This window comes from Thermoanaerobacterium sp. R66 (genome assembly GCF_028895185.1).
Lineage (GTDB): Bacteria > Bacillota > Thermoanaerobacteria > Thermoanaerobacterales > Thermoanaerobacteraceae > Thermoanaerobacterium.
This window is the reverse complement of sequence record NZ_JAEUWW010000001.1, coordinates 804,871-818,559: the sequence shown is the minus strand read 5'-3', so window position 1 is coordinate 818,559 and position 13,689 is coordinate 804,871. Positions and strand designations below refer to the sequence as shown.

Below are 13,689 nucleotides of genomic sequence, written 5' to 3'. Positions count from 1 at the left end.
AGACAATTTGATATAATTAATAATTGTTTTGGAGGTATCAAAATGGAAAAATCTTTGGTAATAGTAGAATCGCCTTCTAAGGCTAAAACAATACATAAATATTTAGGCAAAAATTATAAGGTCGAAGCATCTATGGGGCATATAAGGGATTTGCCTAAAAGTCAGCTTGGGATAGATATTGAAAAAAATTTTGAACCAAAATACATAACGATTCGTGGAAAAGGACCGATAATCGAGAAGTTAAAAAAAGAGGCAAAAAATGCATCGAAAATTTACCTTGCAACAGACCCGGATAGGGAAGGGGAAGCTATATCATGGCATTTGGCAAGTTTATTGAATATTGATATTAATGAAAAATGCAGGATAGAGTTCCATGAGATAACAAAAAATGCCATTCAGAATGCCATTAAAAATCCAAGGAAGATAGATATGAATTTGGTTGACGCACAGCAGGCTAGGCGAATTTTAGATAGACTTGTAGGTTATAATATAAGTCCTTTGCTCTGGAAAAAAATAAAGAGAGGCTTGAGTGCAGGTAGAGTTCAATCAGTAGCAACAAGATTGATTTGTGATAGAGAAAAGGAAATTGAGGATTTTAAACCGGAGGAGTACTGGAGCATATCGGCGTATTTGTATAAAGAAAAAAAGACACAGTCTTTTGAAGCAAAATTTTATGGTACAAAAGATGGAAAAGTAGAGTTAAAAAATGAGAATGATGTAAATAAAATAGTAGAAGATTTGACAGACGATTATGTAGTAGAAAATGTTAAAATAGGTACGAAAAAGAGAAATCCTTCGCCTCCTTTCATAACAAGCACAATGCAACAAGAAGCCTCAAAAACATTGGGTTTTACTGCGAAAAAGACCATGATGATTGCACAGCAACTTTATGAAGGTGTAGAAATAAAAGGTGAAGGCAGCCTCGGATTAATAACTTACATGAGAACAGACTCGACAAGAGTTTCAGATGAAGCTAAAAAAGCAGCCTATGAGTATATATTGCGGAAATACGGAAAGGAATATGCAAATCCAAATGCTACATATTCAAAAAAGGGAGGGAATGTTCAAGATGCTCATGAAGCTATAAGACCTACATATATAGATTTAGACCCTGAAAAAATTAAGGATTCCTTAAAGCCAGATCAATATAAATTGTATAAATTGATTTGGAGCAGATTTTTGGCAAGTCAAATGTCACCGGCCTTATATGATACGATGAATGTTGATATTATTAATAAAAATTATGTGTTTAAGGCAAGTGGCTCTAAAATTAAGTTTGCTGGTTTTATGGCGGTTTACACAGATGATGAGGAAAATGAAAATGAAGATAAGATGCTTCCAATGCTTAATAGCGGAGATTTTTTGAAATTAAAAGAACTAAAGCCAGAACAGCATTTTACGCAGCCACCTGCAAGATATACTGAAGCTACACTGATAAAAGAGCTTGAAGAAAAAGGTATAGGAAGGCCAAGCACTTACGCTCCTATAATATCTACATTGTTAGAGCGAGGATATGTGATAAAAGAAAAGAAAAATCTTAAACCTACGGAATTGGGATTCATTGTAACAGATGTAATGAAAGAGTTCTTTCCAGACATAGTAGATGTAAAATTTACAGCTCAAATGGAGGAGCAACTGGACAGAATAGAAGAAGGAATTGAAAAGTGGTGTGATGTCATCGATGAATTTTACAATGGTTTTAATGATTCACTAAAGATAGCAGAAGAACAAATGAAAGATATTGAAATAAAAGATGAAGAAACTGATATTAAATGCGAATTCTGCGGCAGAAATATGGTTATAAAATACGGCCGTTATGGTAAATTTTTAGCTTGTCCGGGATTTCCGGAGTGTAAAAATACTAAACCATTGTACGAAGAAATTGGTGTTACATGTCCTAAATGTGGAGGCAAAATAATCATTAAGAAAAGCAAAAAAGGTAAGATTTATTATGCATGTGAAAATTCCTCCAATTGTGGCACTATGTTTTGGGATAGACCTATATCAGAAACATGTCCCAAATGTGGGGCCTTGCTTGTTGAGAAGTATTCAAAAGGGCGAAAGATTATCAAATGCAGTAATTGTGATTATGTAAAGTAATTTAAATATATAAAAAATTTTGAAATATTATTGAAATGTTATAAATTTTGTGTTAATATTATATTGTTTTTTGGGGGGTGAAAGTTTGTTTAAAGGTACTACTATAGTTGCCGTAAGACGCGGCAATAAAGTTTCAATGGCTGGTGATGGGCAAGTAACATTTGGTGAAAATACAATTTTAAAACACGGAGCTAAGAAGATCAGAAGGTTGTACAATGATGAGGTGTTGATTGGTTTCGCTGGATCAGTAGCTGATGCATTTACTTTATCTGAAATGTTTGAAGAAAAGTTAGAGCAATATGGTGGAAATTTAAAAAGAGCTGCTGTTGAGCTTGCACAGGAATGGAGAAAAGACAAAATTCTAAAAAAGTTAGAGGCACTTTTAATTGCAGCAGATAAAAATGTCACCTTAGTCATTTCTGGCAATGGCGAAGTGATTGAGCCAGATAACGATGTAATTGCGATTGGTTCCGGTGGAAATTTTGCAATGTCGGCAGCACTTGCCCTAAGGTACAATACAGATTTGCCGGTAGATGAAATCGCGAGAAAGTCCCTTGAGATTGCATCTCAAATTTGCGTATATACAAACGATCATATAACAGTAGAAAGCTTGTAAGGAGGGACTTAGCATGAAGAATTATACTCCAAAAGAAATTGTCGACGCACTTGATAAATATATAGTTGGTCAAGATTTGGCAAAAAGATCTGTGGCTGTAGCACTTAGGAATAGATATCGCAGAAATTTGCTACCAGATGAAATAAAGGATGAAATAACGCCTAAAAATATTTTGATGATTGGACCTACAGGCGTAGGAAAAACGGAAATAGCACGAAGAATTGCAAAACTTATCGAAGCTCCTTTTGTTAAAGTTGAGGCTACTAAGTTTACAGAAGTCGGTTATGTTGGACGAGATGTAGAGTCGATGATACGAGATCTGCTTGAGTCGGCCATTCGGATGGTTAAGCAGGAGAAGATGCAAAATGTCATGTTAAGGGCAAAAGAGCTTGCAGAAGAGAGAATATTAGATTACTTGATAAATGGCAGAAAAAGCAAAAGACAGAAAAATCCGTTTGAGTTTTTGTTTAATGCACAAGGCGATGAGGATACTCACGATGATGATGGGCAAGAAATAAGAATGCAAAAAGAGCAATTAAGAGAAAAAATTAGAAGAGGAGAATTAAATGATAGGATAATTGAGATTGAGATAACAGATTCTTCCTCACCTATCTTAGAAATGTATTCAAACATAGGTGCAGAAGAAATGAATATCAATTTGCAGGATATGTTTGCTGATATTTTACCTAAAAAAAAGAAGTATAAAAAAGTTCCTATAGGTGAAGCGAAGAAAATTTTAGAATCTGAAGAAGCCCAAAATTTGATTGATATGGATGAAGTTATTGATGAAGCTATTAGGAGAACAGAACAAGATGGAATAATCTTTATAGATGAAATTGACAAAATTGCTGGAAGCGGATACACTAATGGTCCAGATGTATCTAGAGAAGGAGTTCAAAGGGATATATTGCCTATAGTGGAAGGCAGCACGGTTATGACAAAATACGGTCCTGTTAAAACGGATTATATTCTTTTTATAGCTGCAGGTGCATTTAATGTGTCTAAGGTAAGTGACTTAATTCCTGAGCTACAAGGAAGATTTCCTGTAAGAGTGGAGCTTAAACCTCTAACTAAAGAAGATTTCATAAGGATTTTGAAGGAGCCTAAAAATGCACTGACAAAACAGTATGCGGCATTACTGAGCACTGAAGGGGTAGAAGTTGAATACACAGATGATGGAATAGATAGGATTGCAGAAATTGCTTATATAATAAATCAACAATCTGAAGATATAGGTGCAAGACGGTTACACACGGTAATGGAGAAGCTTTTTGAAAAGCTATCGTTTGAAGCTCCTGACATAACTGGTGGCAAAGTGATTATCGATAAGAATTATATCAATGAACAGCTAAAAGATAATTTAAACAAATTTGATGTTAACAAATACATACTTTAAGAGGAGGATAATAATGGGGATACTATTAGAGAAAATTAGAAAGGTAAATAAGGTACTTCAAAAGACAGGTGTTCAGCCAGTTGATTTTAATGAATTGTCTGAGATACTGAAGGATGTTATCAACTGCGATGTCTTTATAGTAAGCAGGAGAGGCAAGCTCTTAGGGAAAAATATAGAAAAATTTGTGGGAGATATAGATGAATCGATAGTAAAAGGGCTGCAGCTTTCAGAAGATTTTAATGATGAGCTTTTAAAGATAGCAGAAACGTCTGTAAATTTGACTAAAGAAAGCAAAGCCATGCTTATAAAAAAAGGCGATGTTTTTGAAACTATAGTTCCTGTTTTTGGTGGAGGAAATAGACTGGGCACCTTAATGCTTTTAAGAGTAGGAGATAAATTTACTGATGATGATATTATTTTAGCTGAATACGGTGCTACAGTTATAGGATTAGAAATACTGAGATCTAAGAATTATGAAATGGAGGAAGATGAAAGGAAACGCACAGTAGTACAGATGGCTTTGGCAACATTATCTTATTCAGAATTAGAAGCTGTGATTCACATATTTGAAGAGTTGGATGGAAATGAAGGTTTGCTTGTAGCCAGCAAGATTGCCGATAAAGTCGGGATAACAAGGTCTGTGATTGTTAATGCTTTGAGAAAATTTGAAAGTGCTGGTGTTATTGAATCCAGATCGTTAGGAATGAAAGGAACCCACATAAAAATTTTGAATGATAAACTTATAGATGAGCTTAAAAAATTAAAAAGATAATGCGAAAAAAGTCCTAAGTAAATTTAGGACTTTTTTCTTATGGTCTTTAAAATCATCCAGTGATATAATATATTTTGACAAAATTTGATAAATACTGACATATATTTCTTTCATTATTTATAACATAGCTTTTATGTCAAAATAATCTACTTTTTTGAATATTTTTTGAAGGAAAATGCAATTTTATGTCGAATAATAGTATTATTGAAATGGAGGAATATAAATGCTGGGAATCAACTTTAATACAGTAGATCTTATGAGTAAAGCCTTAGATGCTTCAGAGCTTAGAAATGAAGTCATATCGAATAATATAGCCAATGTGGATACCCCAGGTTTTAAAAGATCTGATGTGAATTTTGAAAGCATTTTAAATGATGCTATAAATTCTAATAAATTAGCCGGTTTTGTTACGGATAAAAATCATATACCTATTAATTCGACATCCATAGACAATATTGAACCGCAAATTGTTCAGGATAATAGTACATCTATGAGGTTAGATGGCAATAATGTTGATATTGATGTAGAAATGTCGAATCTTGCAAAAAATCAGCTTTATTATGATGCGTTGGCTCAAAGAGTCAGTGGTGAATTGAATTCTCTACTTACAGCGATAAAAGATGGAGGTAATTAACGGTGGGATTTTTAAATTCTATTGATATAAGCGCTACAGGCCTTACGGCTGAGAGGCTTAGAATGGATGTCATTTCTCAAAACATCGCAAATGTAGATACAACGAGGACGTCTAATGGCGGTCCTTATAGAAGGAAGCTTGTGGTTTTAAAAGAAATTGATAATCAAAATAGCTTTAGCGATATGTTAAATGCTGCAAGAGGTTCATCAACAGTTGGAAATGGTGTTGAAGTCGTATCTATTGAGGAGGACAACAAGACGCCTTTTAACCGCGTGTATGATCCGGGTAATCCTGATGCAGATAGCACTGGATACGTTAATTATCCTAATGTAAACATCGTTTCTGAAATGGTTGATATGATCTCTGCTACAAGGGCATATGAAGCCAATGTGACTGCAGTTAATTCAACCAAATCCATGATAGAAAAAGCATTAGAAATTGGAAAGGCTTAGGTGGTTGATTATGATAAATCCTATTTCCCAGATAAGTGCTGTTGGTAGTGTTGGTACTTCAAGCGCAACAAGTAACGCTTCTTCTTTTGGAGATATTTTAAAAACAGCTATTTCAGATGTGAATAATTTGCAACTTAAAGCGCAGCAGGATGATCAAATGTTAGTAACAGGTGACATCAATAATATACACAATGTGATGATTGATGCTACCAAAGCCGATATAGCATTGGAGCTTACTATTCAGATTAAAAATAAGATACTTGATGCCTACCAGGAGATAATGAGAATGCCAGTTTAAAATGCTTTGAGATGAGGTGAATTAATGCCCGTTTTTATAAATAACATACGTGAGCAGATAGACAATTTTTGGAATAAGTTTGATAAAAAGCAAAAAATTCAAATAGGTATTATTGCATTATTATTAATAGGAAGTATTGCACTGCTTCTGTACATTTTAAATAGGCCTAATTACGAAGTTTTGTATTCTGGTTTAAGTACAAAAGATGCAGGTACTGTAGTCGACAAATTGAAAAACGAATTGAAAATACCCTATAAAATTGAAGGAGATGGCAGCACAATATTAGTGCCTGCCCAGTACAAAGATGAGGCGAGAATGCAACTTGCAACAGAAGGGATACCACAAGATGGTTTTAGCTTTAGCGATGCAATGAATAATTCATTAGCTACTACGGATCAAGAGAGAAGAGAGAAGTACATATATTTTGTCCAAAATGAAATACAAAATACATTGAAGACAATAGATGGTGTACAGGACGCGAAAGTGAATATAGTCGTACCAGATCAGAGTAATTTTGTGCTGTCTAATAGCGACAATTCTTCGACAGCAGCAGTTATGCTGCAATTAAAACCCGGCGTCACATTGACAAATCAGCAGATAAACGGAATAACAAACTTTGTATCTAAAAGCGTTCAAGGATTAAGTCCTGACAAAGTTACGATTATTGATGGAAATGGGAAAGTGTTGGTAGCTCAAAATGACAGTTCACTTGATGGGGCAAGTTCGCAGTATGCCCTTCAAATGAAAGTACAAAATGATTTACAAAATAATATTCAGTCCCTTTTAGAACAAGTTTTTGGGCCAGGAAATGTCATAGTTAGAGCCAGTGTAAACTTGAATTTTGATAAACAGGTGCAAGACAAAGTAGAATGGCAGCCAGTGATTGACAACAATGGGATTATAAGAAGCACACAGACAATAAAAGAGATAGCCAATGGTTCCAGCAATGGAGCACCAGCCGGTACTGCGACAAACAATCCACCAGGCAGCACTACATATACCACTCAAAATAATGGAAATTCAAGTTATAGCAAGACAGATACGACCATAAATTATGAGATAAATCAGATAAAGACGACGTTAACTTCAGCACAAGGTAAAATACAAAACATATCTTTAAGCGTAGTAGTAAACAACAGTAATTTGACTCCAGCTATGAAACAGCAGCTTACAGATCTTGTTTCAAATGCCGCTGGAGGTAAGAACGTATCTGTCTCGGTTATGGGAATAAAATTTAACAACGATTTATTGAATCAAATGAAAAATAATGGGAAACAGTCTTTCCCATACGTATGGCTTATCGTATTAGGTGTATTGGCTTTAGCTGGAGGTGTCTTCTATGCTATGAAAAAGAGAAGCAAACTTGCTGTGCCTTCTGCAAAATTAGAAGAAGCCATATCTATGGTTGAGCCTTTAGAGGATATAGAAGTACATGACGAGAGAGATGAAAAGAAAAAGCAAATTGAGAAGTTTATTAAGCAAAAACCAGACATAGTAGCTCAATTGATTAGAACATGGCTAAATGAAGAATAGAATGGATGGTGATGTCTACATTGGCGAAAAGTACATTATCAGGCAAACAAAAGAGTGCAATGCTTTTAATAGCTTTAGGACCTTCGACAGCAGCACAAATTTACAAGCATTTAAAGGAAGAAGAAATAGAGCAATTGACATTGGAGATAGCTAATATAAGAAATATATCTCCCGAGGAGAAAGACAAAATACTGGATGATTTTTATAATATGTGTATTGCACAAGAATACATAATTGAAGGTGGCATCGATTATGCAAAAGAGATTTTGGAGAAAGCTCTCGGCTCTCAGCAAGCTTTAGAGATAATAAACAAGCTTACGTCAACACTTAAAGTAAGACCTTTTGACTTTGTAAGGCGGGCAGATCCATCTCAAATATTGAGCTTTATTCAAAATGAACATCCTCAAACAATAGCGATGATATTGTCGTATTTAAAGCCACAACAAGCAGGTGTTATATTGTCATCGTTGCCTGAAGAGATACAGTCGGATGTTGCAATGAGAATTGCAAAAATGGAAGCTACATCGCCAGAGATTGTGAAAGAGGTTGAACGCATACTGGAAAAGAAACTATCTTCTTTGGTGACTCAAGATTACACGTCTACAGGAGGCATACAGACGATTGTAGATATTTTAAATGCAGTTGATAGATCTACAGAGAAGAATATCATTGATACACTGGAGACAAAAGATATAGAGCTTGTAGAAGAAATAAAGAAACGCATGTTTGTATTTGAAGATATTATAACATTGGATAACCGCTCTATACAAAGGGTTTTAAGAGAAGTAGACAATCACGATATTGCCCTTGCGCTTAAGGGTTCTAATGAGGAAGTGCAAAGAGTTATTTACAGCAACATGTCCAAGAGGTTGGCAGATATGATTAAAGAAGACATTCAATACATGGGTCCTGTAAGATTAAAAGATGTTGAAGAAGCACAACAAAAAGTTGTCAATATTATAAGAAGGTTAGAGGAAGCAGGCGAGATAGTCATATCCAGAGGTGGAGGTGATGAAATAATTGTATAGAATACTTAAAAATGAGGATTGTGTAAATTCATCTCCTGTGATTATTGATAAGCCTCATGTGGAAAAAGTGAGAGAGCTTACTGATGATAAACTTAATATAGATGAGTCTTTTAAATATATGGAATTTAAAAAGCGACTTGAGAAGATAAGCATTATCCAAAATGAAATTATTAAAACTGCTAAAGATGAGGCAGAAAATCTTATAAAGAAAGCAAAAGAAATAGCTGAAGAGATAAAGGAAAATGCTAAGAGAGATGGGTACAAAGAAGGATATGAAAGAGGCTATGATGATGGCTTGAATAAAGGGCTTGAAGATGGTAAAAGCCAAACTTACGGATTATTAGCTGAGGCAAGAGAGATTAAAGAAATGATTGCAGACGAAAAGCGAAATCTTCATAAGGAGATTGAAAGCGATATTGTTTCAACTGTAATTTACTGCGTAAAGAAAATAATTGATCTTAATATCGAAGAGAATAAAGATTTAGTGATTAATCTTGTTAAGAAAGGTTTAGAAAACTATGAAGCATCTAATGTGGTAACTATTAGAGTTAGTGACGAAGATTATGAATTTCTATCCAAAAACAAGGATAAGTTATTGAAAAGTTTGAAATTTATTGATGACGTAAACATTGTAAGGGATATTTCCCTCGACAAGTACGATTGCATTGTACAGACGCCGTCAGGGATGATTGATTCTGGATTAAAAACCCAAATAGAAAGCATTAGAGAAGCATTAAAAGGTGTTTTAAATGAGCAATAGTAATTTTGTTGATAGGTGCAAAGCTATATTGCAAGACAAAAATTTTATCAAGTATTATGGCAAGGTAAGCCAAATTGTTGGCTTAACAATTGAAAGTGTAGGCCCTATATCTAATATTGGAGATGTCTGTGAAATAAGATCAATAAATGGTGCTACTGTCTATGCAGAAGTAATGGGATTTAAAGATGATAAAGTCTATTTGATGCCTTTAGGAGATATGGATGGCATAGGTCCAGGTAATAGCGTTGTATCTACAGGGCAAAAATTAAAAATTGGAGTAGGAGAAGAATTGTTGGGGAGAGTTATTGATGCCTTAGGCAATCCGATTGATGGAAAAGGTGCAATAAAATGCAAAAAGTTAGTCAGTGCCAACAATACACCTCCGAATCCGATTGAAAGAAAGAGAATAAGTGAAGTGATGACTTTAGGCATAAAAGCCATAGATGGTTTACTTACTTGTGGTAAAGGTCAGAGAATAGGAATCTTTGCAGGCAGTGGTGTTGGGAAAAGCACTTTACTTGGAATGATAGCCAGAAATGCGAAATCTGATATTAACGTTATCGCACTAATAGGTGAAAGAGGAAGGGAAGTTAATGAATTTATTGAGAAGGACTTAGGAGAGGACGGACTAAAAAGATCTATATTGGTAGTGTCTACGTCTGATACTCCTGCATTGATGAGAGTCAAAGGGGCTATGGTGGCTACGTCTATTGCAGAGTATTTCAGAGATCAGGGCTTAGATGTATTGCTTATGATGGATTCTGTAACAAGGTTTGCTATGGCTCAGAGAGAGATTGGACTATCAATAGGCGAAGCACCTGTTTCAAGAGGTTATACTCCGTCAGTTTTTTCGGTTCTTCCAAAGCTATTAGAAAGAGCTGGTTCTTCAAAACATGGTTCAATAACGGCTTTGTACACAGTTTTAGTAGATGGCGACGATTTAAATGAGCCAATAACAGATGCAGTAAGAGGTATATTGGATGGGCATATCGTTTTATCGCGAAAGCTGGCAAATAAAGGTCAATATCCAGCCATAGATGTTTTATCAAGCATCAGCAGGGTTATGAATGACATTGTCTCTGATGAACATAAAAATTTATCGTTGCGGTTTAAAAACATATTGTCTGTTTATGAAGAATCTGAAGATTTAATAAATATTGGCGCTTATGCAAGAGGCAGCAATCCTAAAATAGATGAGGCTATACTACTTCATGATGACATGATAAATTACATAAAGCAATCGACAGATGAAAAATATGACTTTGACGACGAAATAAACATGCTAAAAAATATATTGAACAGGTGATAATGTGAAAAAATTCAGGTACACTTTGGAGACAGTTTTAAATATAAAAGAGCAAAGGCAAAAGATGGAAAAGGAAAAAATGGCAATTTTGATTTCAAAATACGAAGTTCAAAAAAATAAATTAATTGAAATTTTAAATATAATAGAAAAAACAACGAAAGAAAGTGAAGAGAATAAGGCGTTAGGCACTTCAGCAATGAATTTAAGACAATTTAATTTGTACATAGAATCTCTTTACGAAAAATACAATCAGCAAAAAGCCATTCTAAAAGAGATAGAAGAAGAAATCGAAAAAGAGAGGCATAATCTGATGGAAGTTAGCAAGGAAAAAGAAGCCTTGGAAAGCCTGAAAGAAAAGAAATATGAAGAGTACAAGTATCAAACGGTGATAGAACAAAATTTGATGATCGATGAACAGATATCGTACAAAACAGCCAGGTCTACTTTAGGAGGTTAATCGATGGAAAAAGAAGAATCCATAAACGGAAGAAGCCCATTGCGACTATTTATAGTTGTATTTATTGTATTATTTGTAGTTTTATTAGTCGGTTTGTTGTTTTATTTTAATATTGGTGGAATCAGCAATCATACATTAAAAATTTTAAGCAATGTGCCTGTGTTAAAAGGTTTAATTCAAGTCAAACCTGCGACTAATTACGCAGATGAAATAAAAAAATTAAATGAAGAGCTTAGCATAAAGCAAAAAGAATTGCAAAGCGTTCAATCCGCTTTAAGTGATAAAGAAAAAACTATTGAAGATTTGCAGTCACAACTTCAAAAACAGCAAGATGAGATAAATGGCTTAAAAGCGCAGTCAAACACAAAAAAAACGGATCTAAAGACATTAGCTACGTATTATGAAAGCATGGATCCTGATAATGCTGCTAACATATTGAATCAAATAACGGACAACAATGTTTTAATAGGCATTTTAAGCAATATGAATAAAGATAACGCATCTAAGATACTTGAACAGTTGGATCCTAAAAAGGCGGCTGATATAACGAAGATACTTTATGCAAATGCTTCTAGTTCCCCATAGAGAGGAGATGATAGAGTGGTGCAGGTAATGAACATATTAAGTAGTTCTGTGCAGGTAAAAAGTGATGGTAAAACGCTAAACAAAAAAGTTTCAGATTTCAAAGACATTATCAAAAATATCAAAAATAGCGCAATCAAAAGCGACGGAAAAAATGTCGATGGAAGTGCACCTTTAGATGACAAACAAATATCAGATATGATAGCAATGATTTTAAATTTAATAAATAATAGTTTCAATTTAAATTTATCAGCAAATCAAGATAATTTGGAATCTCTGAAAGAAAGCATATTAAATCAGTTAAATAATATGATTACAAGTCAAAATGGGGCTAAAATAAACTTAAGCAAATTGGCAGAAATTATTACAAAAACTTTGAATGATAAATATAACTTAAACATTGACGCTAATGAAGTTTTAAAAGCGTTAAAAAATGTTGATTTATCTAAAATGAAATCTGATGTTATTACGTTGGATGTTAACAATACAGCTAAAGATGATGTAATAAATAAATCAAATCAGAGTTCAGGTGATGTTGATGTACAAAAACAGTTGACAACCATTAATGACAATGGAAATGCAAAATCCAGTACAAATGCATATGATTCTAAAATGGTTGTCGATACAAAAGTAGAAACTAAAAATGGCAATTTATCACAAAATGAAAATCAAAGTCAAAATGATAATTTAAATGGAACTCAAAAGGATGCTAATTTAGAAATAAGTAATAAATTATTGTCTAAAAAATCAGATAATACATCTCAGCAAATAAATGACAGTAAATTGATGGAAGCAAAGAGTGACAATTTGATTGCTTTTAATACTGTTCAAAGCAAACAAGTAACGGCTTTAGAAGGTAATATAGATTCTAAAAACAACGTACAGATAAATGATATAATCGATCAAATTGTTAAAAACGTCAATATAACTAAAACAGAAACAGAGTCAAATATAAAAATTCAGCTTAAGCCGGATTTTTTAGGAAATTTAGAAATCAACATAAAATCTGTAGATGGTAGTTTGACGGCTAACATTTTAACTGATAATGAAAAAGTGAAACACCAGATTGAGGCAAATTTAAACATATTAAATAATCAGCTTGAATCAAAGGGCATAAAAATAGATAGTTTCAATGTTTCGATAGACAGAAATATGCAATTTGCATCTCAGTACAGTGGACAAGAGGATAGCAGTCAAAAATATAAAAGTCCTAACAATAGCAAGATGCGCATTAATTATGAAGATTACGATGACGCGGATTTTCAAACGCAAACTTATTCAACATTAAATAGCATATCTAACGATCATGTAGATGTTGTTGTTTGAAGGAGGTGATATCATGGCAATAAATACAAATTATGATAATAGTTATATTAATACATATACTGATGGAACTAAAGTTACTAATCCAAATTCCGAATTAGGCAAAGATCAATTTTTGCAGTTGCTTGTTACTCAATTGGAGAACCAAGATCCTTTAAATCCGATGGATGACAAAGAGTTTATAGCTCAAATGGCACAATTTTCAGCATTAGAGCAAATGCAAAATCTAAATGAAAGTTTTAGTGCTGTTAAAGCTTATAGTTTATTAGGGAAGACGGTTACGGCAAGTGTGGATTCAAATGGTTCCAGTTCTACCGTCACAGGGAAAGTTGATTCAGTGAAATTTGATGGCAGCAACTTGTATTTAGAAATCAATGGAACTGATGTGTCATTGGATTCTGTAACTTCTGTATCCGACTAATTAAAATAATT

At 33.8% G+C, this 13,689-nt stretch carries 15 protein-coding genes; all 15 read left to right on the top strand.

The genetic code is table 11. From position 1 onward, the window contains the following. Nucleotides 1-42 precede the first annotated feature (42 nt). The 15 genes from topA to flgD all read left to right on the top strand — a co-directional run bounded on the left by topA (nt 43) and on the right by flgD (nt 13,678). Nucleotides 43-2,100: a type I DNA topoisomerase gene (gene topA, locus JJQ93_RS04015; protein ID WP_274892826.1), complete on the top strand. Its 2,058-nt coding sequence runs from the start codon at nt 43-45 to the stop codon at nt 2,098-2,100. 85 nt (nt 2,101-2,185) lie between these two features. Continuing rightward, nucleotides 2,186-2,716: an ATP-dependent protease subunit HslV gene (hslV, locus tag JJQ93_RS04010; RefSeq protein WP_085111992.1), complete on the top strand. Its 531-nt coding sequence runs from the start codon at nt 2,186-2,188 to the stop codon at nt 2,714-2,716. Nucleotides 2,717-2,729: 13 nt separating this feature from the next. After that, nucleotides 2,730-4,112, top strand: a complete 1,383-nt coding sequence (gene hslU / locus JJQ93_RS04005; protein ID WP_274892825.1) for an ATP-dependent protease ATPase subunit HslU — start codon at nt 2,730-2,732, stop codon at nt 4,110-4,112. Between the two features lie 13 nt (nt 4,113-4,125). Continuing rightward, entirely contained in the window at nt 4,126-4,884 is a 759-nt protein-coding gene (codY, locus tag JJQ93_RS04000; RefSeq protein WP_274892824.1) for a GTP-sensing pleiotropic transcriptional regulator CodY, read from the top strand. Between the two features lie 223 nt (nt 4,885-5,107). Next, nucleotides 5,108-5,518, top strand: a complete 411-nt coding sequence (gene flgB, locus JJQ93_RS03995; RefSeq protein ID WP_014758641.1) for a flagellar basal body rod protein FlgB — start codon at nt 5,108-5,110, stop codon at nt 5,516-5,518. Nucleotides 5,519-5,520: 2 nt separating this feature from the next. Then, nucleotides 5,521-5,970, top strand: coding sequence for a flagellar basal body rod protein FlgC (gene flgC / locus JJQ93_RS03990; RefSeq protein ID WP_085111988.1), 450 nt, complete (start codon nt 5,521-5,523; stop codon nt 5,968-5,970). A gap of 10 nt (nt 5,971-5,980) precedes the next feature. Continuing rightward, nucleotides 5,981-6,268, top strand: a complete 288-nt coding sequence (gene fliE / locus JJQ93_RS03985; RefSeq protein WP_085111987.1) for a flagellar hook-basal body complex protein FliE — start codon at nt 5,981-5,983, stop codon at nt 6,266-6,268. A gap of 24 nt (nt 6,269-6,292) precedes the next feature. Next, nucleotides 6,293-7,801 carry a flagellar basal-body MS-ring/collar protein FliF gene (fliF, locus tag JJQ93_RS03980; RefSeq protein ID WP_274892823.1) on the top strand — a complete coding sequence of 503 codons (1,509 nt, stop codon included), beginning with the start codon at nt 6,293-6,295 and terminating at the stop codon, nt 7,799-7,801. An 11-nt stretch (nt 7,802-7,812) separates the two neighbouring features. Next, the gene (gene fliG / locus JJQ93_RS03975) at nt 7,813-8,829 is read left to right on the top strand and encodes a flagellar motor switch protein FliG (protein ID WP_464849787.1); all 1,017 of its coding nucleotides are present in this window, start codon (nt 7,813-7,815) and stop codon (nt 8,827-8,829) included. After that, nucleotides 8,822-9,589 (top strand): FliH/SctL family protein, encoded by a 768-nt coding sequence (locus JJQ93_RS03970; RefSeq protein ID WP_274892822.1) that lies wholly within the window; start codon nt 8,822-8,824, stop codon nt 9,587-9,589. The genes fliG and JJQ93_RS03970 overlap by 8 nt, the downstream gene beginning before the upstream one ends. After that, nucleotides 9,579-10,895, top strand: coding sequence for a flagellar protein export ATPase FliI (fliI, locus tag JJQ93_RS03965; protein ID WP_274892821.1), 1,317 nt, complete (start codon nt 9,579-9,581; stop codon nt 10,893-10,895). Before JJQ93_RS03970 ends, fliI begins: the two co-directional genes overlap by 11 nt. Nucleotides 10,896-10,920: 25 nt before the next feature. Further along, nucleotides 10,921-11,352: a flagellar export protein FliJ gene (locus JJQ93_RS03960; RefSeq protein ID WP_274892819.1), complete on the top strand. Its 432-nt coding sequence runs from the start codon at nt 10,921-10,923 to the stop codon at nt 11,350-11,352. A 3-nt stretch (nt 11,353-11,355) separates the two neighbouring features. After that, the gene (locus tag JJQ93_RS03955; RefSeq protein WP_274892817.1) at nt 11,356-11,937 is read left to right on the top strand and encodes a MotE family protein; all 582 of its coding nucleotides are present in this window, start codon (nt 11,356-11,358) and stop codon (nt 11,935-11,937) included. A gap of 15 nt (nt 11,938-11,952) precedes the next feature. Next, the gene (locus JJQ93_RS03950) at nt 11,953-13,260 is read left to right on the top strand and encodes a flagellar hook-length control protein FliK (protein ID WP_274892816.1); all 1,308 of its coding nucleotides are present in this window, start codon (nt 11,953-11,955) and stop codon (nt 13,258-13,260) included. A 13-nt stretch (nt 13,261-13,273) separates the two neighbouring features. Further along, on the top strand, nt 13,274-13,678 hold the full coding sequence (gene flgD, locus JJQ93_RS03945) for a flagellar hook assembly protein FlgD (RefSeq protein ID WP_085111980.1): 405 nt from the start codon (nt 13,274-13,276) through the stop codon (nt 13,676-13,678). Nucleotides 13,679-13,689 lie beyond the last annotated feature (11 nt).